General features: G+C 40.6%; 21 protein-coding genes. 1 reads left to right on the top strand and 20 read right to left on the bottom strand.

Annotated elements, in window-relative coordinates; genetic code table 11:
* Positions 1-31 precede the first annotated feature (31 nt).
* The 9 genes from JYB65_RS08310 to JYB65_RS08270 all read right to left on the bottom strand — a co-directional run bounded on the left by JYB65_RS08310 (position 32) and on the right by JYB65_RS08270 (position 10,847).
* Positions 32-682: a hypothetical protein gene (locus tag JYB65_RS08310; RefSeq protein ID WP_206582181.1), complete on the bottom strand. Its 651-nt coding sequence runs from the start codon at positions 680-682 to the stop codon at positions 32-34.
* Between the two features lie 173 nt (positions 683-855).
* Entirely contained in the window at positions 856-1,641 is a 786-nt protein-coding gene (locus tag JYB65_RS08305) for a hypothetical protein (RefSeq protein ID WP_206582180.1), read from the bottom strand.
* Between the two features lie 440 nt (positions 1,642-2,081).
* Positions 2,082-3,071, bottom strand: a complete 990-nt coding sequence (trpS, locus tag JYB65_RS08300; RefSeq protein WP_206582179.1) for a tryptophan--tRNA ligase — start codon at positions 3,069-3,071, stop codon at positions 2,082-2,084.
* A gap of 13 nt (positions 3,072-3,084) precedes the next feature.
* On the bottom strand, positions 3,085-3,813 hold the full coding sequence (locus tag JYB65_RS08295; protein ID WP_206582178.1) for a SigB/SigF/SigG family RNA polymerase sigma factor: 729 nt from the start codon (positions 3,811-3,813) through the stop codon (positions 3,085-3,087).
* Positions 3,810-4,211: an ATP-binding protein gene (locus JYB65_RS08290; protein WP_206582177.1), complete on the bottom strand. Its 402-nt coding sequence runs from the start codon at positions 4,209-4,211 to the stop codon at positions 3,810-3,812. Before JYB65_RS08290 ends, JYB65_RS08295 begins: the two co-directional genes overlap by 4 nt.
* Before the next feature lie 82 nt (positions 4,212-4,293).
* On the bottom strand, positions 4,294-6,795 hold the full coding sequence (gyrA, locus tag JYB65_RS08285) for a DNA gyrase subunit A (protein ID WP_206582176.1): 2,502 nt from the start codon (positions 6,793-6,795) through the stop codon (positions 4,294-4,296).
* Between the two features lie 14 nt (positions 6,796-6,809).
* Positions 6,810-8,735, bottom strand: a complete 1,926-nt coding sequence (gene gyrB / locus JYB65_RS08280) for a DNA topoisomerase (ATP-hydrolyzing) subunit B (RefSeq protein WP_206582175.1) — start codon at positions 8,733-8,735, stop codon at positions 6,810-6,812.
* 569 nt (positions 8,736-9,304) lie between these two features.
* Positions 9,305-10,330, bottom strand: coding sequence for an acyltransferase family protein (locus tag JYB65_RS08275; RefSeq protein WP_206582174.1), 1,026 nt, complete (start codon positions 10,328-10,330; stop codon positions 9,305-9,307).
* 181 nt (positions 10,331-10,511) lie between these two features.
* A complete protein-coding gene (locus JYB65_RS08270; protein ID WP_206582173.1) occupies positions 10,512-10,847 on the bottom strand; it encodes a winged helix-turn-helix transcriptional regulator in 336 nt (111 codons plus the stop codon).
* A gap of 136 nt (positions 10,848-10,983) precedes the next feature.
* Between JYB65_RS08270 and JYB65_RS08265 the strand changes: the two genes are divergently transcribed.
* The gene (locus tag JYB65_RS08265) at positions 10,984-11,379 is read left to right on the top strand and encodes a pyridoxamine 5'-phosphate oxidase family protein (protein ID WP_206582172.1); all 396 of its coding nucleotides are present in this window, start codon (positions 10,984-10,986) and stop codon (positions 11,377-11,379) included.
* A 73-nt stretch (positions 11,380-11,452) separates the two neighbouring features.
* Here JYB65_RS08265 and metA read toward each other — a convergent pair whose 3' ends face one another.
* The 11 genes from metA to JYB65_RS08210 all read right to left on the bottom strand — a co-directional run bounded on the left by metA (position 11,453) and on the right by JYB65_RS08210 (position 23,365).
* Positions 11,453-12,382 carry a homoserine O-acetyltransferase MetA gene (gene metA, locus JYB65_RS08260; RefSeq protein WP_206582231.1) on the bottom strand — a complete coding sequence of 310 codons (930 nt, stop codon included), beginning with the start codon at positions 12,380-12,382 and terminating at the stop codon, positions 11,453-11,455.
* 29 nt (positions 12,383-12,411) lie between these two features.
* Positions 12,412-13,518, bottom strand: a complete 1,107-nt coding sequence (locus JYB65_RS08255; protein ID WP_206582171.1) for an ABC transporter substrate-binding protein — start codon at positions 13,516-13,518, stop codon at positions 12,412-12,414.
* Entirely contained in the window at positions 13,511-14,287 is a 777-nt protein-coding gene (locus JYB65_RS08250) for an ABC transporter permease (protein ID WP_206582170.1), read from the bottom strand. The genes JYB65_RS08255 and JYB65_RS08250 overlap by 8 nt, the downstream gene beginning before the upstream one ends.
* 16 nt (positions 14,288-14,303) lie before the next feature.
* Positions 14,304-15,254, bottom strand: a complete 951-nt coding sequence (locus JYB65_RS08245) for an ABC transporter permease (RefSeq protein WP_206582169.1) — start codon at positions 15,252-15,254, stop codon at positions 14,304-14,306.
* Between the two features lie 13 nt (positions 15,255-15,267).
* Positions 15,268-16,173 carry an ABC transporter ATP-binding protein gene (locus JYB65_RS08240; RefSeq protein WP_206582168.1) on the bottom strand — a complete coding sequence of 302 codons (906 nt, stop codon included), beginning with the start codon at positions 16,171-16,173 and terminating at the stop codon, positions 15,268-15,270.
* Positions 16,174-16,271: 98 nt separating this feature from the next.
* The gene (locus JYB65_RS08235; RefSeq protein ID WP_206582167.1) at positions 16,272-17,363 is read right to left on the bottom strand and encodes an ABC transporter substrate-binding protein; all 1,092 of its coding nucleotides are present in this window, start codon (positions 17,361-17,363) and stop codon (positions 16,272-16,274) included.
* Between the two features lie 109 nt (positions 17,364-17,472).
* Positions 17,473-18,273: an ABC transporter permease gene (locus JYB65_RS08230; RefSeq protein WP_206582166.1), complete on the bottom strand. Its 801-nt coding sequence runs from the start codon at positions 18,271-18,273 to the stop codon at positions 17,473-17,475.
* Positions 18,274-18,306: 33 nt separating this feature from the next.
* The gene (locus JYB65_RS08225) at positions 18,307-19,098 is read right to left on the bottom strand and encodes an ABC transporter permease (RefSeq protein WP_245156626.1); all 792 of its coding nucleotides are present in this window, start codon (positions 19,096-19,098) and stop codon (positions 18,307-18,309) included.
* Positions 19,099-19,512: 414 nt separating this feature from the next.
* Entirely contained in the window at positions 19,513-20,388 is an 876-nt protein-coding gene (gene nifH, locus JYB65_RS08220; protein WP_206582165.1) for a nitrogenase iron protein, read from the bottom strand.
* 211 nt (positions 20,389-20,599) lie between these two features.
* A complete protein-coding gene (locus tag JYB65_RS08215; protein ID WP_206582164.1) occupies positions 20,600-21,787 on the bottom strand; it encodes a trans-sulfuration enzyme family protein in 1,188 nt (395 codons plus the stop codon).
* A gap of 54 nt (positions 21,788-21,841) precedes the next feature.
* A complete protein-coding gene (locus JYB65_RS08210) occupies positions 21,842-23,365 on the bottom strand; it encodes a nitrogenase component 1 (protein ID WP_206582163.1) in 1,524 nt (507 codons plus the stop codon).
* Between the last annotated feature and the right edge of the window lie 42 nt (positions 23,366-23,407).

Here is a 23,407-nt window from a genome sequence, read left to right as displayed (position 1 = left end):
CTTATACTTTTTATGATTTCTGTCTTTAATTTCACAATACTCCTAAATATATTAAATGTATCGTAGGAATCAAAATAATTAAAATTCCAATACAATATTGATAAAAAATAATATCATTCATATATTTTTTAATATTTATACTTTTTCTATCTATTAAAATTTGTATAAGTAGAATCAACACATACAAAATACTAATAATAATAAAATTATTGCTACAATCAATAAAAGATACGACAGGAATTTCTCCATTATTTTCAACTTTTATAAAATTTAATTTCATATATGGATAAACTACAAAATCTATTATTAGACCAGCCCATATTACATTAAAAATTTTTGATCTTTTATTGTTTGAAATAACCATTCTGTTAAATTTTGAAAATAAATAGAATGGAATTAATACTAAAACAGAACCATATATTCCAAAAATATAACTTAACCCTATTATATTGGAATACTTATATACAATAAAAGTAAATATAATAAAAATTATATTTAAAATAGTCTTTTCACATCTTTTCTCCTTTCTTTCTATACCATGAGCTAAATAATTTAATAATAGTAGCATCGCGAAAGATTGAATTAGAATAGTAGCTTTTAAAGATGTACATATTATTAAAATAGGGGTTAGGAACATTAAGAAAGCACTTATAATAACAAGCAATCTTATTAAAATAATCACGATAAATTCTCCTTCATTCTTATATGTATAATAAAAAAAGGGACATGGAGATTACCAATATGAATAGCATTTATCATATATCATTATGAAGAGACAAATTGTACAGCTACCATATTAGTTCTCCATGTAAAAAGTTATTTATTTTTTAAAAATAATTATGTGTTTTGTTATTTCTAAAAACATGTCGCATAGCAAACAGTAGTTGCTATATACTTACCAGAATTAGAGTAAAATTTATATGTAAATTTTCTGGATGGCCAATCCGTATTAACAGAACTATGAATCGTCAAATAGAAATTTGCATTATAATCAGTCGAATAATAAGATCTTGCAGCCTCTAAAACTGTTACAAAAGCTCCGGTTACTGCAGTTGCAATACCTCCCCATCCTACAGCATAGCAAACAGCTGATGCATACGCACCTAATGTTATGCTCTTAATTGCGGCTCCAAGTGTTACATTGTAAAATTCAGTTCCTTCGTTTTTAGTATAAGCTGAATCGGGGATTCCATAGGCAGGACTAGTATGGCCATACCAAGTAACTAATGCATTAGGTGTAATAATATTATTATTCGTCGTTACCATTAATTGATTGCTCACTTTTGAGTCAATAATTGGTGCTTTGGTATATGTAACTTTATTCCCATTCAAGAACATCTCTTGTTTAATATTATCAATTACAACTTCGTCATGTATATCCCCCTCATCAAAAGTAAGATAAGTTTTATCTGCAGATATTTTTTCATTTACTTTTGAAACAACTCCATTAGAGTATTCAATAACTACTTGCTTTGATCCATCAGATAGTGTATCACTGCTAATTATTTCGGCTTGCCCTAAATCTTCTAAAACCTTTGCTAATTCCATATACTCATAATTAGTAGATTCCGTAGCAAATACTGAAGATGGCATCAATGTAATAACTAATATAGCAACTAATAATTTACATATGTTTTTCATTATAATTCTCCTCTTTGGTTAATTAAACTTAGATACAGCTAATTTATCTAACAATAAAACAATATCCCTCCTTAATTAATTTATTTTTTTGTTATAAATTTATTAGGTACCTTTTTTTATAACTTATTTTATTATTTCATAGATTAAAAATATTAACAATAAAATAACATAACTTTCCATATATGTGTGTAAAATTACATATATGGAAATGTTATGTTTTATTATGACTACTTAAAGTATATGTTAAAATAAATACCAAAACTACACATTGATGATACTCCTAGATTTTCTGTATATCCTGCTCCCTTGGAGAATTTACTTGAAACTTTTATATAAAAAACGCATAATTCGAACTCAATGAGTATGAACGTACAGCATTACTTTTTAAACAATAAAAAACCTCTGGGATCATCATCTCAGAGGTTAAGTGAAATCACTATTTATTTTTTAGAAATCCCAAGACCAAAAGTTTCTTTTACTCTTGCCATTGTTTTTTCGGCTATTGCATTTGCCTTTTCTGCTCCTTCATTTAAGACATTGAGCAATTCTTGAGAATGTCTGATTTGTTCAAAGTTTTCTCGAATCGGCCTCAGTGCCTCAGAAGTTACTTGAACCAAATCCTTTTTAAAGTCACCGTATCCGCAGCCTTCATATTTCTTCTCAATATCCTCAACTGAAATACCGGAGAAAGAACTATATATATTCATTAAATTGCTTACGCCTGGTTTATTTTCTAAATCAAACTTGATGATTCCCTCTGAATCCGTCGTTGCCTTCATGATCGCTTTCTTAATTTTTCCTTCTTCATCCAAAAGCGATATTCTGCTGAGTGGATTTTCCGCACTCTTGCTCATTTTCTTCATCGGCTCATCCAGCGACATGATACGCGCGCCTTCCTTTAGGAACCGTCCGTCCGGAACCACAAAAGTCTGCCCATATTTATTGTTGATTCGAATTGCTAAGTCCCTGCAAAGTTCAATATGCTGTTTCTGATCTCTTCCTACCGGAACAATATCCGTATCATAAAGAAGAATGTCCGCCGCCATTAAGATCGGATAAGAAAACAATCCGGTCGGTGCGGATTCTCTGCCCTTGCTCTTGTCTTTAAACTGAGTCATTCGGGAAAGCTCACCGGTATAAGAATTGCACGTTAATACCCAAGAAAGCTCCGCATGCCCCGGTACATCGGACTGAACAAAAATGGTTGATTTTTTCGGATCAAGCCCTATCGCCATATAGAGCGCCGCTACGTCCAGCGTATGTTTTCGAAGTTCCTTTGGATCTTGTGGTAAGGTGATGGAGTGCATATCAACGATGCAGTAAATACATTCATTGTCATTCTGAAGTTCAACGAACTGTCTAAGTGCACCGAGGTAGTTGCCAATATGTATGTTTCCTGTGGGCTGAACACCCGAAAATACTCTTTTCATTTTTATTTCCTCCCTACCGCTGAAGTTCTTCATGGAATTTATGCCGGATACTTTTTTCAATTCTGGAAATCGTCATTTGTGAAACGCCAAGCTGCTCTGCAATGTCTGACTGCGTTTTATTTTCCACATAGCGCAGCTTAAAGACCGATTTTTCTTTTTCATTGAAGTTTTTAAACACCGCTTTGATGATTTCAAAATCTTCTACGCTATTGTATCCCTTTTCTTCAATCGAGGCAAACTTCTCATAGTTCACAAGCTCGCGTTCTGAATCGTCAATACTTTGATTTAAAGAATAAGTCGCATAGGCCTTACTGCTTTCAATGGCTTCTAATACTTCTTCCTGCGTCAATTCCAGATGCTCTGCAAGCTCCGCCACCGTAGGCGTCCGCCCGCACTTTTCAAAAAGCTCTTCTTTTGCAGATGATAATTTCAAGCTGATTTCCTTTGTTCTCCTTGGAACCTTCATGCTCCATTCCTTATCTCGGAAATATCGCTTAATTTCTCCAAGAATCGTAGGGGTAGCAAAACTGGAGAATTCGAATCCTTTTTCAGGATCGAATCGATCCACAGCAGCAACGAGAGCCATCGCACCAACTTGATATAAATCGTCGTAGTCAACACCCTTATTCAAATATCTTCTTATTAGAATTTCTACCATGTACAGATACGCTTCCACAATCTGATTACGTATCGCTATGTTTCTATTTTGTCTGTACTGTAGGAATACTTCCTGGTTTATCATTTATTCTTCACCATCACTATGCTCTTCTGTTCCTCTGATCCGCCTTTAATCTCTACATCATTCATTAGTGTTTTTATCAAAATCAGTGCAAAATCCCCGTCTTGAGGACAATTCTTGCATGCTCTGTATTGCTTTTCCAATTCTCTTCCATCGCCTAGATCGGATACACTGATGATCATCTTATCTTCATACACTTCACAAGCGACTTCATATACATTTGTCCAAGAATTAGCTCCGTGACAGGTGATGGCTTTACACGCTTCATCTACAGCAAGTTTTATATCATCCACTGCTTCCACATCAAAGCCGACATTACAGGCAAGTGCCGACACACCCATTCGAACAACGCGAATATACTCCGGCTTTCCCGGAACTCTAAATTTTATACAATCTGACATCTTTATCTCCATATAATAACGGCCTAGGCTTCACAGATTTTATATCTGCGGGCGCCTAGGTTTATATTTTTTTTAGTGGATTCTAGTTGGTAGGCAGTTCCATCTGCCCGTTTTCATTATCCGGCTCATCCTCTAAGTCCTCATCAGCATTTTCCTCTTTAATCACTTTGGCCATGGCAATGATATTGGATGCTTCTTCTACCCTCATGATTTTGACACCCTGAGTCGCTCTTCCAAGTCTTGACACTTCACTTGCCTTAATTCGAATGATGATTCCGTCTGAATTAATTAATAGAATTTCATCATCTTCATTGACTACCATAGCACCAATCAATTCGCCGGTCTTTTTAAACTTCCCTTTGTCATAGGTCAAAAGTCCTTTGCCGCCTCGTACCTGAACTTTATAATCTTCAACCGGCGTTCTCTTTCCGTAACCGTTTGTGGTCACGACAAGAAGCTCTTCATTTTCCTCTACAAGCTCCATGGAAACGACTTCATCATCCTTTTCCAGCTTAATCGCCCTTACACCGCCGGCAATTCTGCCCATGCTTCGAACGTCTTCTTCTGTGAAGCAGATACATTTTCCCTGCTTTGTAACGATAATGACCTTATTGTGTCCGGTGGTCTGATTAATCCCGATCAGTTCGTCGTTATCCTTTAGGTTGATCGCAATCAAGCCGGTTTTTCTGCTGGTATCAAATTGAGACAGCGGTGTCTTTTTAATCGTACCATTTTTGGTCACTGCAATCAAATATTTATCTTCTGCAAATTCCTTAATCGGAATCACTGCCGTAATTCGTTCACGCTGCATCAGATTCAAGAAGTTGACCGCCGGCATGCCCTTGGCCGTTCTGGAGGCTTCCGGAATTTCATACGCTTTAATCTTATGCGCCTTCCCCGTATTGGTAAAGAACATCAAATAATCATGTGTTGAAGTCATAATCATGTTCTTTACAAAATCATTTTCTCTGGTGGTCAGTCCGGTAATGCCCTTGCCGCCTCTTCTTTGAGTCTTATACGTGTCTACAGAAACCCGCTTGATATAGCCAAGATGTGTCAAGGTAATCGCCACATTTTGCTCTTCAATCAAGTCTTCCTCGTCGATTTCCGATACATCAGCCACAATCTTTGTTCGTCTGTCGTCTCCCCACTTATCCTTGATTTCAAGAAGCTCTGTCTTGATAACGCCCATCAGCATTTTTTCATCCGCCAGCAACTCGTTATAATAAGCAATTTTCTTTAAAAGCTCGGCCAATTCGTTTTCAATCTTTTCTCTTTCAAGACCTTGTAAACGACGCAGCTGCATTTCTAGAATTGCCTGAGACTGAATTTCTGAAAGACCAAAACGATCCATTAATCTTTCTTTTGCATCGTTATAGCTGGCACGGATGATCTTGATAATTTCATCAATATTATCCAGCGCAATTCGTAAACCTTCTAAGATATGCGCCCTCGCTTCCGCTTTTTTCTTATCAAATATGGTTCTTCTTGTAACGACTTCCTTTTGATGCTTTAAATATTCATCAAGAATCTCATATAAGGTTAATGTCCTAGGCTGTCCGTTTACTAAAGCAATCATAATCATGCTGTAGCTTTCTTGCATCTGAGTGTGCTTGAAAAGCCTGTTCAGCGTAATCTGAGGATTGGCATCCCGCTTCAGTTCGATAACGATACGCATGCCTTGTCTGTTGGATTCGTCTCGAATATCTGAAATACCGTCTATTTTCTTTTCCTTAACAAGATCTGCAATCTTTTCAATCAATCTTGCCTTGTTTACCTGATAAGGAATTTCAGTAACGATAATCTGCTGCTTTCCTTTTGCTGTCTCTTCAAACTCTGTCTGAGAACGAACAAGGACTTTTCCCTGACCTGTTCGGTACGCTTCCTTTGCACTGTTTTTTCCAAGGATCGTAGCTCCTGTAGGGAAATCCGGACCTTTCACAACTTTTATCAGATCCTCGATATCGCAATCCTCTTTGTCTATCATCAGTACCGCAGCATCGATTATTTCACGTAGATTATGCGGGGGAATAGAAGTTGCCATACCTACTGCAATACCGTTTGAACCGTTTACTAACAGGTTTGGAAACCTAGCTGGTAATACCGTTGGTTCCTGCTCTTCCTCGTCAAAGTTTGGAATAAAGTCAACCGTTTCTTTGTCAATATCCCTGAGCATCTGGAGTGCAAAAGGCGTCATTCTTGCTTCCGTATAACGCATTGCCGCAGCACCGTCTCCGTCTACGGAACCAAAGTTTCCGTGTCCGTCTACCAACATATATCGGATGGAAAAATCCTGCGCCATTCGAACCATGGCATCATAGATAGAACTGTCACCGTGAGGGTGGAATTTACCCATTACTTCACCGACGATACGCGCCGATTTCTTGTGCGGTTTATCCGGTGTAACACCCAGTTCACTCATACCATAAAGTATTCTTCTGTGTACAGGTTTGAGTCCATCTCTTACGTCAGGCAGTGCTCTTCCTGCAATAACGCTCATAGAATAATCTATATAGGAGGTTTTCATTTCGTCATGAATCTCATGTTGTATCATTTTTGAATCTTCTAAAAGATTAATTGTCATACTTGTCCTCCCTTCTAAATGTCGATAGTTGCATATCTAGCATTATCTTCAATGAATTTTCTTCTTGGCGGAACTTTATCACCCATAAGAGTTGTAAAGATCTCATCAGCCGCAGCTACATCCTCCAAAGTAATCTGAATTAACGTACGGGTATTAAAATCCATAGTTGTTTCCCACAGCTGGTGGAAGTCCATTTCTCCAAGACCCTTGTATCGCTGAATATCCGCTTTGCCAGACTTGTCCTCTAAACTAGCCATCAATTTTTCCTGCTCTCTTTCCGTATACGTATAGTAAACGTCTTTTCCTTTTTTGGTCTGGAAAAGAGGAGGCTGAGCAGCATACACATAGCCGCCTTCAATCAGCGGAGTCATGTAACGATAGAAGAACGTCAGAAGAAGCGTTCGGATATGTGCTCCGTCGACGTCCGCATCGGTCATGATGATAATTTTATGGTAACGTAATTTCTCCACATTAAAATCCTGTCCGATGCCGCAGCCAAAGGCTGTAATCATGTTTTTGATTTCTTCCGAATTTAGAATTTTATCCAGCCTTGCCTTCTCCACATTGAGGATCTTACCTCGAAGCGGCAGAACCGCCTGTCTCATACGATCTCTTCCCTGCTTTGCACTGCCTCCCGCGGAATCTCCTTCGACTAAGAAGATTTCAGAAAGTGCCGGATCTTTTTCGGAACAATCGGCAAGTTTACCGGGAAGTGCGATGCCGTCCAACACGCCCTTTCTTCTGGTTAAATCCCTTGCCTTTCGCGCGGCCTCTCTTGCCCTGGCTGCACGAAGACACTTATCAATAATGATTCTTGCTTCAGCCGGGTGCTCTTCCAAGAAAGCCGTCAAATTTTCATTGGTAGTCGTTTCAACAAAGCCTCTCATTTCACTGTTCCCAAGCTTTGTCTTCGTTTGACCTTCAAATTGAGGGTCTGTCAACTTAACGGAAATAATAGCCGTCAGACCTTCTCGGACATCTTCTCCAGAAAGCGATTCATCGTTTTCCTTTAAGAACTTATTTTTCTTTGCATAATCATTGATGACTCTCGTCAATGCCGACTTAAATCCAATCATATGCGTGCCGCCTTCAGTCGTATTGATATTGTTTGCATAAGAAAGAATCAATTCGCTATAACGGTCGGTATATTGCATCGCGATTTCCACTTCAAGATTATTTTTGATCAACTCAAAATAAATAACCTCTTCGTGAATGGCTTCTTTATTCTTATTTTGATGGAGGACAAATTCTTTGATTCCGCCTTCATAGTGAAAAACTTCACTTCTTTTCTGCCCTTCCCGCTCATCCTTCAAAGAAATTTTTATTCCTTTATTCAGGAATGCCATTTCTCTTAACCGGTGTTCAAGCGTTGCATAATCATAGTTCACTTCTTCAAAAATTTCAGTGTCTGCCCAAAAGGTAGTCTTGGAGCCTGTTTTTCTTGCTTCCCCGATCACGGTAAGCGGCATCGTGGTCTTGCCTTTGCTATACGTTTGCTTATAAATTTGTCCGTTTCTCTTGATTTCTACTTCCATATTGGTTGAAAGCGCATTAACAACCGATGCACCAACACCATGAAGTCCTCCGGAGACCTTATATCCTCCGCCTCCAAACTTACCGCCTGCATGAAGTACAGTATGAATAACCTCTACCGCAGGAATACCAAGCTTGGGATGATTATCAACAGGCATACCTCTTCCGTCATCTTCAACAGTGATGGAATTATCCGCATTTATGGTTATGTTAATCGCTTTACAAAAACCTGCAAGAGCCTCGTCAACACTATTATCTACAACTTCATACACCAAGTGATGAAGACCTCTCGGTCCGGTGCTTCCAATGTACATACCAGGCCTTTTTCTTACAGCTTCGAGCCCTTCCAGAACCTGTATCTGGGCCGCATCGTATTGCTGATTTTTTACTTCTGTACTTGAACTCATTCAAAATCTCCTTATCAACTGAAAAATTCAATCCAGCAAAACTGAAAAATTGCACTCTAGCTAAGGCTAGGCAATTTCTGTATGGCACCTTCCAAACATTTTCTTTGAAAATGGGGATAAGTGCGTAAGCTGGGCAATTTCTGGATAGTACCTGCCAACCATTTGCTTGAGTAAATGTGGTTAGGTGCGTATATGGTATTTCACATATTTTGTGTGTTCCAAAAAAACTATATAAAACCTTTTAACACGCACATTGTGCAGTTATTGGTAATTTTTGATGGACTATAGCCAATATATTATATAATAAAAAAGGCTTTTTTACAATGTTTTTATGTTTTTTGACACAAATTCAAAAAAGTATACTTTAAAAGCCTTAAACCGTTAATTTAAGGCTTCACAGAGCGTATTTTCCATGACGTAGGAAATATCATTTACGATATTGACAGACTTGTGCAAGAAATTCATAAATCTGCGATTTATAGAATTTGACTGCTTTTCATTAAAAGCTGCAACTGAAATGCGACTGAATGGGAGCTAAAGCGCCTCCCAGAGGCTTTTTCTATAAGTACTTAGTTTTTTAATTCATATTTTTTTAATTTCAACCAGCCGCTGTATATTAGCTTTAATGTTTTGTCATACGCTTTGGCAATCGGAGGGCTTGAAAAAATAACGACACAAAGTGAAGCAAATCCGAATATTCCCAGATAATAGGCGATCGGATCCGTAAAAGGAAATCCTTCTTTCTTAAGATAATACCTAAAAAATAAATGCAAGATATAGATCGGCATCGTATGGACACCGACATACGCTAAATAGTTATTTTTATTCGGCAAAAGATTAAACATCAGCAATATCCAAGCACAGGACAAGAGGAGAATCACCACTCGCATGAAGATATCTGCATACCAAACCACGCCGAGGGCTTCTCCGGTTGTTCGAAGAAGATAAAACTCAACAGGAATATCCACATGATAAGCAAGGAGATAGGATACACCAAGAAGTGCAGCACCCAATAAAAAGGTCTGCCAAATTTTTAGCTGCTGCAATTTTTTAATCCGATCACTTGAACAATAATACCCCAATAAAAAAAATGGGAAATAGGAAACGGTTCTTCCGAGGGCTAACAGATCGTCATTTAAATAATAAATTTGGCCGGCAAAAATATAAAGAGCTAAGCTGATCGGAAGTAAATGCCGTATTTTCACTAAGTCTTTCAGAAAAAAGCGATAAAAAAAAGCAGAAAACAAAAACCACAGAGCAAAAGGCGGTTTTAAGAAATTTAATTTAGCCTCTCCAAAATAGCAATATCGGAATATGTAAAATACCACCGTGAAAAATAGATACGGAAGCATAAATGTTTCAAATGAATTATTTCTTGCTTTTTCCACGTTTTTTGAGAAATATCCAGATAGAAACATAAAGGCCTGCATCACGAACACATTAATTGTGATATATGCAAGACCTCCTAAAGAAGCCTGTGCAAAATCTCCCCCCATTCTCGTAAAATGAGAGATCGGTATTGTCCAAATAAGCAGCCCTCTTAAATTATCGAATTTATAGTCTCTCTGTTTGATTTGATTTAAAGTATTCTCCATCCTTTTCCCCTATATCGTTTGATTGATTTACTTTCTATCATAAAAAGATTATCCAAAATAGCAAGAGTTATTAATGAAATAATGAACATAATATTTAAAATTCGGCGTTGCCGCGAGGAAGTGTTCATTGAATCATACTGCGACGCTGCTTGTATAATATAATAAAATTCAGTCATTTCAGTTATCTTTTCTTTAAATAGTCGATGTATTCGTTTCCCCAAGCTTCTAAACTGTCTAAGACCGGCTGAAATTTTTCGCCGATCTCACTGAGTGCATATTCCACTTTCGGCGGTATCTGCGGATACTCTTTCCGAATAATCAGACCATCGGCTTCTAAACTTTTCAGTTGTTTAGAAAGAGTAGTCTGCGTTAGATTAGGCAATCTTCGTTGAAGCTCATTAAATCGCACCGGTCCGCTACTTAAATGATACATAATCAAAAGAGACCATTTTCCGGTCAATAATTTTTGAGATGTCACATAAGGACATAATCCAAACATTTCTTTTCCTTCTTTCATTTTGTCCACCTCCATTTTATAGTAGTATCCTATTTGATACCTAGTATACAAATAAATTGTACTTGTATTTTGTCTTTCACTCTATATAATTAGAGCATGAATAGTATACTACTTTATTTTGAAAGGAGCAACTGAAATGAAAAAAGTATTTGAATACTTAAAAGAAAATCCCACTTTTCATATTGCAACTATAGACGGAGATCAACCTCGTGTTCGTCCGTTCGGAGCCATCGCTGAATTTGAGGGAAAACTTTATATTGTTACAAACAATCAAAAAAAGTGTTATAAGCAGATGTTAGAAAATCCTAAAATTGAAATCTCTGCTATGGGAAAAGAAAACTCTTGGATCCGAATCGAGGCAAAAGTAATTCCTGATAATCGCAGAGAAGCCCGCGAACAAATGCTGGAACAAAATTCGATTTTAAGCGGTATGTACACTGTGGACGACGGTCTTATGGAAGTGCTTTATCTAGAAGATGCTACAGCAACTTTTTATTCTTTTACAGGTCAGCCAGAAGTTATAAAATTCTAATAGCGATTCGTAAGAAATCATTTCAAAAACAGGATATGCGCCTCTTATGCCCGATAGTCGAGTAAAAACTTTTCTACCACAAGGAGGAGCATATCCCATTTAAATGATAGGGTGTTTCCTGATACACATAATAATTCAACCAATTGGAAAACAATAAATTTGCATGGCTTTTCCATGTAACCTTAGGATATTTCTTCGGGTCATCATCAGGAAAATAATTCTTCGGAATGTTAACCTCCAACCCCTTTAGGACATCCCGGTCATATTCTGCTTTAAGGGTAAGCGGATCATATTCAGAGTGGCCTGTCACAAAGATCTGACGCCCTCCCATCGCCTTTACAATATAGACCCCTGCCTCCTTTGACTCTGCTATAATTTCCAGTTTTGAAACCTTGTCAATATCTTCTCTCCTTACTGTCGCATGGCGTGAATGAGGAACCAGAAAAGTATCATCGAATCCCCTTAAAAGCTTCACATTTTTTTTAACTATTTTATGATGGAATACACCGGACAGTTTTTCCCTCAATAGGTATTTTTTGATGCCGTAATGATAATAAAGACCCGCCTGCGCACCCCAGCAAATATGCAAAGTCGAATAAACATGTTGGGTGCTCCATTCCATGATTTCTTTCAACTCATCCCAATAATTCACTTCCTCAAATTCCAGTTGTTCAACAGGTGCCCCTGTTATAATCAATCCGTCAAACCGATCCTGTTTTACATCTTCAAAGGTTTTATAAAAAATATCAAGATGATTTTCCGATGTATTTTTTGAAGTATGCGTTTTGGGATGCAAAAATGTCACTTTAACTTGAAGGGGAGAATTCCCTAAAAGCCTCAATATCTGTGTTTCAGTTTCAATTTTAATAGGCATTAAATTTAAAATTGCTATTTCCAATAAACGAATGTCCTGGTGATAGGCTCGACTTTCCTGCATAGTAAATATATTTTCTTTATTTAAGATCTCTATTGCAGGAAAATTGTCCGGCACTTTAATCGGCATTTTTATACACCTTCTTCTTTCAATCAATTTCATTGGAACTCCGGCAATATCTCAGCGAAAACCTTCCGATAAAAATCTTCTTCCTCTAAGGTATTGTCCAATAACCCGTTCGCCCTCTGTTCCGTTATATAATATTGAATATTCGGTTTTGCGTCTTTAACGCCATTGGTCCACATATACGATGAGATTAATTCCATATTGTCTTCATAGCTGCCTTTGACACCGTATTTTGAAGCAGCAAGTTTTACCGCTGCCTCCGGATTTTCCGATACCCAGACCGCACCTTCAAGCCACGCCTTTGTTATAAAAGCGGCTTTATCTCTGTGTTCCTGAATCAGTTTACCGGAAAGCCCCACAAAGGATCTGGTGAAATGGATACTGCTGCTGTGATTATGTCCGTGTCCCCCTGTACTGCTCTTTTGCGCAGTCGCAAAAATCGTCCGATAGGTTTGATCCAATTGTTCTGCGGTATTTTCTGCCGGTTCCCATATGAAAGCAGCATCGATCTCTTTATTTTGAAATGCTTTTTCATAACCCGCTTCTCCATAGCAGCTCCATTGAACTTCTTCACCGTCCTGATACATATCATTATTTTTAAATAGCATGGAAGCAATCACCATGGTTCCGTCACCGGGTGCCTCGATGCCGATTGTTGCATTTTGCAAATCCGTGACCGATCCTATTTCAGAATCCGCAGGCACGATTAAACGAATGCAGCCTGCATGCAGCCCTGCCGTAAACTGCAGGGGAAGGCCTTCTTCAATAGACTTAAAAAATCGATAGTCCGCAGTGACACCGTCAATCGTTCCCGATCGGATGCCCTCTTGTATTTCGGCATCCTCTCCGTTGATTAACTCCACTCTTATGCCCTGCTCCTCAAAATAACCATTTTCAACAGCCGCAAAAAGAGGACTTTCATCCAGCTTTCCGGAATAAGCAATTCGAATCACGCTATTTTCCGTATCCGCTTTGTCACCCGTATATTTTTCAGCATGGCTTATATTGCCGCTGCATCCGGACAGCAGAACAATACACAGAAGACCTATGGTCCATGCGGTAAAATTTCTGATTTTAACCAATTGAGTAAAGGGAACCTTTTTTCCTGTTCCGACACGCAACAATCTCTTCCTAATCATTGACTTCCTCCTGTACGTAAGCCCGTAAAAACTTTCTTTCCACCATTGTAATCACCCAATCCATCAGTACGCCCAAAACGGTAATCATGAGAACGGCAGCATATACCCATGTGATTTTGTAATACCGCTGGCTCAATATGATAAAAAATCCGAGGCCCGACTCAGCGCCCATCATCTCAGCCGCGATCAGCATAAAAAAGGAGTAGCTTGCACTGAGGCGCACACCATACATAATCTGCGGCACAGCACCGGGCAGCAGTACCTTGACAGCCATCTGCCATCGGTTCAATTGAAACGTTTTCGCTGATTTTATGTGAGCAGCATCGATGTGGTAAACACCGGATATCGTGCTGAAAAGCAAGGGCCAAATACACGTCCACGCAATAATTGTTATTTTGGTCCATTCTCCGATTCCCATAAAAATCAAAATCAGATGATATAATATAAAAGGGTTCACCTGAGAAAACAGTTCGACCACCGGCTCCGTTGCCATCTGAACGTTTTTGGAAAGGCCGCCCATCAAAATCCCTAACGGTATGGCGATGACGACGGCGATAGCAAAGCCTGCTGCCGCACGCACCAGACTCAAGGAAAGGTGCGGCCATAAAACGCCTTCCGCAAACAATTGCCACGTCGACACCAATACCTCGCTAAAGGAAGGAAGAAGCATGGAATCGACTATTCCAAGCCTGGTGACTGCCTCCCAAACAATAAAAAAGATAAGTATTACAAATAGGCTTTTTACTTTTTCTAATTTAAACGGTATCATTACGCCATTCCTCCGTTCAATTTCCCGCGTCCTGCGTATAGCCGCGGGTAGGATCTGCCGCTATTTCAGCTGCTTTTTGAATTTGCTGTGAGCCCAATACCAATAGTAATCCGATAATAACCGAAAGGATCAGCAGTTCAACCCTTCCTATTTTTGTTCCGGGCTTATCTTCATGTACGCTTCCGAAGATATGGTGGGGTTCTTTCCAGAAAAACAGCCCGTTTTGCAAATATTTCAGAAAAAGGTTGAGAAATACACCCAGCAATACGACGACCAGTGCACTGGCATAAAGTCTAGGCATGTTAAAAAAGTGATTGGAATTATGAATGATCACACCCAAGCCGGAGTTAGCTCCCAACATTTCACCTGCTATCAGTATAAAAAATGACATTTCTACGCCCAGTCTAAGCCCTGTAAAAATAGCGTGCATGGAACCCGGTAACAGCACTTTTAAAATCAGTCCCAACGGAGATACTTTCATGGATACCGCCGCTTTTATGAGATCTTTGTCAATGGTTCTCAATCCGGTCACCGTTCCAAAAAGAATAGGCCAAATGCAGACCCATGTCACGACGGCAATCCTTATCGCTTCACCAAACCCAAACAAAAGAATGAATATAGGGATTAGTGAAAAAGGATTTACCTTCGTGAATATTCGAAGCAGTGGCTCCACTGCTTCATAGATGGAGGGAAACCACCTGCCGAAGATAAATCCTAATGGTATAGCAATTGCCGATGCAATGAGCAGCCCTGAAAGCACCCGCCAAAGGCTTGACAAGATATGCATATACAAATCATTAACGATCCAAAGCTTGATAAGTGCTTTAACGGTGGTGGATAAAGACGGTACAAACATACTGTCCACCCATCCCAGGGCCGGTGCGATTTGCCATATCAGCCCTATGATCAGCAAGCCCGAACTTTGTATCACAACTCGTTTCAAACCTGTAAGAACTTTATTATCCATCGAAATGTCCTCACTATACAGAGGCCGTCGGAGAAATGGCATCGGCCAGGTTTATTCCGGAATCTTTTGTTTCTTGGGCTTCAGAAGCCTCATTCAGAAGCAGTTCCCGGACTCTGGTGGCAATCCAACTGAATTCTACGGAAGCGCTGACATCTCCGATTCTTCGAGGTCTTGGCAGGTTCACATCAATAACCTTTTTAACGGTTCCGGGATTTGCGGACATAATGGCCACCCGGTCTGCCAGCCCCACAGCCTCTTCTATGCTGTGGGTAATAAATATAATTGTTTTTTGAGTTTTTTCCCATATTCTCAACAATTCATCCTGCAATACTTCTCTGGTTTGAGCGTCCACTGCCGCAAAGGGTTCATCCATCAGAAGGACTTCCGGATCATAAGCAAGTGCCCGTGCAATGGCTACTCTCTGCTTCATGCCCCCGGATAATTCATAGGGATACCGGTCTTCAAAACCGTTCAGCCCTACGAGATTTATAAATTCAGCACTTATTTTGTTCCGCTCATTTTTAGGCACTTTTTTGGACTCCAAGCCAAATTCGATATTTTGCTGTACGGTCCGCCAGGGAAACAACGCATACCCCTGAAGCACAATTCCCCGATCCAGATCCGGTCCCTTGATCTGTTTATTATCAATGTATATTTCTCCCGTATTGACTTGGGACAACCCTGCAATCATATCCATCAAGGTGGATTTTCCGCAGCCGCTCGGCCCCACAATCGTCAAAAACTCCCCTTTCCGAACTGTCAGGTTGACATTTTCAATCGCTGTAAAGGCACTTCCATTGGCATCCTTTCTGTTTTTTATATTAAAAACCTTTCCAACATTTTTGACTACTATTTTATCCGTCCATTCCGTTTTCCCTGAGGGCTTATTTTCAGTAGCTTCATTATTTTGTGTGGTCATTCAAAACACTCCTCTGCTCTATTTTTAAGGAAGGGAAGAGACAGACGGTGCTTAAAAGCTTTCGATCACCATCTGCCCCTTTCCGAAACATTCATTTTTTATTCGTCTGCTTCAAACTCGTGGGTAACAACATCACTTACTTTAGATCCCGGTTCCCCTTCCTTGATTAGTCCTGTCTTAATCAGGTCATCGATCCATGGCTGAATCGCTTTGTCACTAATCTTTGAGGTCTCCGCATAGTAATGGTTTCCCTTCACCTCTATTCCGATGTAATCCCCTGTTAGCTTTGCCGTTTCTTCCACATGTGCATTGGCCCATTTCTGCGCTTTTAACATGGCACGGACAAAGCCCTTGACTTGTTCCGGATGTTCTTCGACAAAATCGGTAGTAAAGTAGTACAAGTACGTACCTGCCGCTTCGCCCAAGGTGGAATCACTGGAATCGCCTATCTGTATAAGCCCTGCTTCTGCTGCGGCATCAAAAAAAGGAGGATGCACTAAGGTTATATCGATAAGTCCCTGCTTGAGTGCCTGAATTTTTTCCAGATCTGTCTCAAACGTGGTCCATTCCAGACTGCTTCGTTGTATGCCATTTTTGTCTAAAATATTGTTGAGAACAAAATCCTCGCAGGTGCTTGGCCAGCCGCCTGCTTTCAAGGTCTTCCCCTTCGGCAATTTTGCAATAGCAGCCTTTAAATCATCCCAGTTTTTAATGCCTGATGACTCGTTGACATAATATCTCATGTGACGAAGTTTTTTATCCACACTGGAAGGCGGTTCAATGATAGAACGCTCTACGCCGATAATATTCGCTCCCCCGTTGATTTTCAGCGCAAGATCGTTGGGATGTCCGTCTGAAAAATCGTTATTTCCATTTAAAACGGAAGGCAGGATCTGTGCTTGCGTCAATTCACCCGTAAAGACCAGTTTTAATCCCTCTTCTTTAAAAAATCCTAATTTGTCCGCAACCAAAACCGGTGCTAGTGTGCAATCTTTTCTGGTATTGGTTCTAAGCGGGAACAACTCATCATCTGAGACGCCAGTGCTCGCTACTTCAGCCCCTCCTGTGGAAGCAGACGGCGATGCATTTGGGGTTTTGCCCAGTCTCGTACCTGCAATCACTGCAATGATCAATACGACTATAACGACTGCACCGATAATTCCTTTACTGTTAATTTTTTTTGAACTCATTTCATTCACTCCTATTCTTTTTTTAACCTTTATGATCTATCTATAACTCCGCTTTTCCGTTATTCTTCAGTCCTGAATCGGAAAAGCTAAGCGGTCTTCCATCACTCGTTTAATCTGCAATCTCAAAAGCCTTCTGCTTCCACGGAAGGAACCGGCTCTCCAGTTTCCGGAATAGTTTATTGATAATCACACCTAAAATGGCAACATATATCGTGGCTCCATAAAGAGAGATAATTTGATATTTAATTTGAGAGGTCCAGATGAACCAGCCTAAGCCTGCTGACGAGCCCATAATCTCGCCTGATATAATCATAAAAAAGGCCCATTGAGCACTCAGTTTGATGCCGGTAAATATATCCGGTGTCGTTGCCGGCAAAATGACTTTCAGAAACAGTCTGCCGCCTTTTGCGCCCATCGTTTTTGCTGATCTTATCATCAACCGATCAACCCCTTCTACACCTAAAATGGTGTAGAATAACACCGGCCATACGCATACCCAAAATACAAGAACTTCTTTGCAAGTCTCTCCAATGCCGAACAGCATCATAAAAACAGGAAAAAGTGCAAAGGGGTTCAGTTTTTCAAGCAGTTTGAAAAGCGGCATCAGCAGCTTAGCAAGGGTTTTGAACTTCCCCCCCAGCAGGAAGCCTGCCGTGATACCAATAATCAGTGCATAGAGAAATCCGATTGCTGCCCGTTTCAAGGTCAATAGGGTATGCGTCAAGTACACCCCGTCTATTAATCGTCTGCCTATTTCTTTGATCACATCGATGGCTTGAGGTATGATCGAGTCGTTTAACAGCCCTGTGCTGGAAGCAAGCTGCCATAATAAGAAAAATAAAAGAATGGATAAGCTGCTTACTGCCATATTTTTGACCTGCTTCAACAGTTTTGAAGGATCTATTCGCATGTTCATGACCTCCTTCTTTCCGTTTTATTGAAATCAAAGCGTAACATCATTCGACACTTCCTTCCATGTGATAATACTGTCTTCAAGCCAATCCAGCAGATAGGATATTAAAAGCCCCACGATGGCGATGGTTATAATGGCCACATACATGCGCGGCATCTCATAATTCTTTTTTGAATTTTGAATCAGCCAGCCGAGTCCTGCCTCCGATCCCATCAGTTCCGCTCCGATCAATATCATAAAAGCCATTGTCATACCCGATTTAATCCCTGTAGCCAACCGGGTTGCAGCTCCGGGCAGGACAACTTGAAAGAAAATCCGAGGCCCTTTCGCACCCATCGCACTGGCCGCCTTTATCAGGAGCGGATCGATTTGCTGAACGCCCGCTATGGTCGTAAACAAGATCGGCCATATGGCTGCCCAGAAAATAATGCTGATTTTACAACCCTCCCCAATGCCAAACAATATAATAAACAGCGGAAAAAGTGTAAAGGCATTTATTTGTGCAAAGGTATTAAACAGAGGCATTAAAAATTTCGTGACAGCAGGCAGGCAGCCACCGAGGGCAAAGCCCAGTGGAAGGGCGATTCCAACTGCCAAAAGAAATCCCAAAAATATTCTTTGCAGACTTGTGGCAATATGAATCAGCAGCTGTCCGCTTATCAAGAGCTCCCAGCCCTTCGCCATTACGGTTGAAAAAGCTGGTATAAATTGCGTATCAATCCACTGCTGCTGCGCTGCAACTTCCCACAATATAAAAAACGCAATAATTGCATAAAGGGTAAAGAGTCTTTTATTTAGTTGCCTTAACCAATCTGACATCATGTTCTCTCCTTTCAACATTAAATTTATGGTCCCCATCCATATACGAAGACGAATCGTTGCAGTTGCAATTGCTAAAATAAAAAGACCAAATAGGCCCATTTATGTATCCATAAATCAAACGGTCCTATTTGGTCTCCAGACTACTAGTCAACCAATTTTTTCTGCTTTTACAGCAGTTCTTATTTTGTTTAAAAGAAAAGGCCAAGTAAAACCATCACAGTTAAACTTAGCCTCTGTTTTTTCAGTCAGCATTCGCTTTAAGATTTATTATTTATAGTATTCCTATAGTTTTAATATATTATAAGCAACGTAATTTCACTTGTCAAGCCTTACTTTATATTTTTTCTGAAAATAAATCCTTTGACAAACTTTACGTTTTCTACATTATCATCAGGCCTTAAAGCTTCCATTGGATTAAATGGCTTCAGCACTTGAAGTCACTTGACCCGATTCTAACGCTAACAGATGATCTCCCCATTTTGCCGCCCAATGTTTGAGCTCTTCAATACTTAGTGGTGAAGGTACTTTTGAATCCGTATGGTCAGCAATTCTGGCCGCCAATCTTTTATATATTTTTGCCTGTTCAGAGTCAGGAGCCGCTTCTATGGTGGTTTTTCCCTGTAATTCACTTTGAGTGACCGTTACCGAGCGCGGTACATATTCCATAACCTGTGTATTTGTTCGAGCCACAAAATCATCAATGATCTCTTTTGAATACGGTTGGTTAATAGAATTGGCTATCACGCCTCCCAGCAGCGCACCGCCCGAATTGGAATATTTTTGTATCCCCTTAAATAAATTGTTGGCTGCATACACCGCCATAAAGTCGGAGGAGGAAACTGTAAATACATGTTCAGCGATTCCTTCTCGGACAGGTACCGCAAAACCTCCACAGACAACATCTCCCAATACGTCATAGATAACAACATCCAAGTCCAATTCTTCAAAGATCCGCTGTTCTTTAAAAAGCTGCACGGCGGTTATGATTCCTCTTCCCGCACAACCAACTCCGGGTGCCGGTCCTCCTGCTTCTACACAATGTATCCCATTGAAACCTCCAAAGATAACATCATGTGCATTAACTTTATTTTTTTCACGAAGGGTATCCAAAACAGTCGGAATATACGTCCCGTCCCGCAGCGTATTGGTTGAGTCACTTTTTGGATCGCATCCAAACTGCATCACTTTATACCCCATGGTGGACAACGCGGCCGAAATGTTAGAAGTCGTAGTGGATTTCCCAATTCCTCCTTTCCCATATATCGCGATTTGCTTAATTTTCTTAGCCATCTTTCTTTCCTCCATTCATTCTTTTAATCCTTTGTCACGTAAATAAAAAGAGACTACATCTACACTAAAGTAAATCCAGTCTCCAGTTTTCTGGTTAATCTCGATTAAAATCTATTTATTAAAGTATTCCTATTTGTTTTATTATAATAATCTTATGTTAAAATGAAATCCCTTGTCAATATGTATTCTGCATTTTGCTTGTCATCCGGCATTATTCAGCCTTCAGCCCGCATTGAACCAAAGCTTGCTTCAAGTCACGAATAATATCGTCCGCACTTTCTAAGCCGACACTAAAGCGTAAGTGTCCCTCTTTGAACTCTTCGGGATAAAAGTGGTTTCGCTCATCAGTTGGTCCTACATAAACAATCAAACTCTCATCATGTCCGATAGATACAGCCGGTATAATCAATTCCAACGCGTTGATAAATCGGTTATGTGTCTGTGCATCCGCCTTCAATCCAAAGGAAATCACACCGGAAAACATCGTCATTTGTTTCGTTGCAATGGCGTGCTGCGGATGGCTTTCCAAACCGGGATAAGCGACAAACCGGACTGACGGATTATTTTCGAGAAAGTGCGCTATTTTTAATGCACTTTCGCTGTGCTGCTTCATCCTTAAAGGAAGCGTCACAACCCCCCTCATAATCATCCATGCATTAAACGGGCTGATTACGCCGCCTAAATTGACCATGGCCTGATTTTTGATTTTATCAATGAGCGCCTTTCGCCCAATCACGGCTCCTCCCATCGCATCCCCATGCCCGTTGATATACTTGGTCAAGCTATGTATGACAAGGTCGGCACCCAAAGCCAAAGGCTTCTGCAAATAAGGAGACGCAAAGGTGCTGTCTACGGTCAGCAAGGCACCGGCTTTCTTCGCGATTTTTGATATTTCTTCAATATCGCTGACTCTGGTGGTCGGATTTCCCGGTGTCTCAATGTGTATAATCTTCGTATTTGGTTGAATCGACTTTCTGATTTCATCAAGGTTTGCCGTATCCACCAGACTGGTTTTTATTCCGAATTTAGCCGGGAAATATTCCTGAAGCAACCGGTAAACCGCTATATAAGACACATTGGAACAAATGATATGCGAATCCTGATCCAAAAATGTAAAAAATACACCGGCCAGAGCTGAAACGCCGCTTCCCAGCACCACGCAGTCTTCTCCCTCTTCCAAAGCCGCCAGTTTTTCCTGAAGATAAATCTGGTTGGCAGAAGTATTTCGCGTATAGATCAATTGACTTGAATCACTCCAGTTCAAATTCGATGCATCCTCCGGAAGCCGGTAGCTGTTGGCCATAGTCAGCGGACGCCTGATGGCTCCTGTTTCTCTGTCAATCTCATTGCCCGCATGAACGCACTTTGTTAAAAAACTTACATTCGTTTTATCTAACATCCATATCCCTTCTTTCTGTTTACCATACCTTGCTGTTCCTATGAGGATAAGCGGCTAAGCTTGATAGATAAGATCCGGGTTTTTGGCAAGGATATAGGGATCCTCCTGACTGAGCCACCATTTTGTGTAGGGCAGCTTGACATGCTGTGCCAGATCCTCATGGAATTTTCTTCTCTGTAAAACGGACAAAATTGCTTTACCCAGATTGACAATACCTTCATACCCTACTGCAATATGTTCGTCTCCGAGAGGCGCAGCAGGAATACCCAGACGGGAGGCAAGAGGCGCAAGTCCACCATGCCGTATTAATAAAAAGTCCGGCTTTGACTTTTTAAGCAAGGCATAAAGCTGATGCGGCTGCCTGTTGCTGACACTAAAAGCTTCTATATCGCCGTAATTATTTACAAGATAAGCCAGGGAATCCTGTATCGGATCTTCACTGTCATAAATTGGATCATGATGAAAGACCAGAGAGCCGTTCACCTCGATGCCCAGTTCTCTTAAAACGGTAATCAACCCGTGAGAATAAGCAGAGCCTGTTGCGACATATCCCCTTACGCCCTTTAGTTTTTTTCTCAGCTCTTCCACTTTAGGGGTTAAACGCTCCCGCTCTCTTTTTATGTAAGCCTCGCAAAGCTCTTCCCGGTGGGTGATTTTTGCAAGACCCCGGAGCCAGGCATCCGTTCCGGAAAAGCCATAAGGCTGCGGTGCTTTCAATTCGGGAACCCCAAAATTTTGTTCCAGCCCCTGTGCTAAATAGGAGGAAAGCGTATTGCAAAAACCGACGGTGGCCGCTGCCTCCGACATCTGGGCCAAATCTTCAACGGTGGCCAGATCGATAACATAATTCACACGCAGATTCAGTTCCTTCAGCATAGGGGTGAATACATCGGAACCCCAGAGGTTGATTACATTGACCAAATCCTCCTGCTTCTTCGGATTTTTTCTGACGATACTTCTCAGAATGCCATGCTGCGTGGTATCAAATCCCGTACTCCAATGCTTCGAACGAAAGCCCTCACAATGAAGGGGAACAACAGGAATTCCAAGCTTTTCTGAATATTCGGCGGCGACACTGTCCACATCATCCCCGATGATGCCGGTGGCGCAGGCGGTTCCGATAAAAATCGTATTGGGCTGATAGCGCTCCCATGCATCCCGTACCGACTGTGCAAGTTTTTCAATACCGCCGAAAACCATATCCTCTTCCTTCAAGTTTGTGGAAATGATTTTAACGTTTTCCACAGGAAGGCCTCTCATGGCAAGTCCATTCCTATAAACCGAATTGTTGACTGCTTGACTCACCGCGCAGCCGATGGGAGAATGTTGAATCAAGACGGCATCCCGCACATTTCCGGCCTGGCATTCTATCATCTGTTCACTACAGACAGAACCTTGCGTAAAAGGCCCTTTTATTTCGCAAAGCTCGCAGCCCTTGCCTTTTTTATTGCCGCAGCCACGCGCGGAATAGCCCGATTCTTCAACCAGTTTTGATGCTTTGCCGTCCCAGGCGATAATCGTACCCAAACGCTGTTCACGATTTTCAACTGTGGTAGGAGCTAAATTAATTTTACCCATGTCCATTCCTCCCTTCCTATTCTTGTGTGCTAGCAGCTGCAT

Origin of the sequence: Clostridium aminobutyricum, assembly GCF_017255415.1 — a bacterium.
Lineage (GTDB): Bacteria > Bacillota > Clostridia > Peptostreptococcales > Anaerovoracaceae > Aminipila > Aminipila aminobutyrica.
Note: the sequence above shows the minus strand (reverse complement) of the source record. Positions and strands in the feature narration are given on the sequence as shown.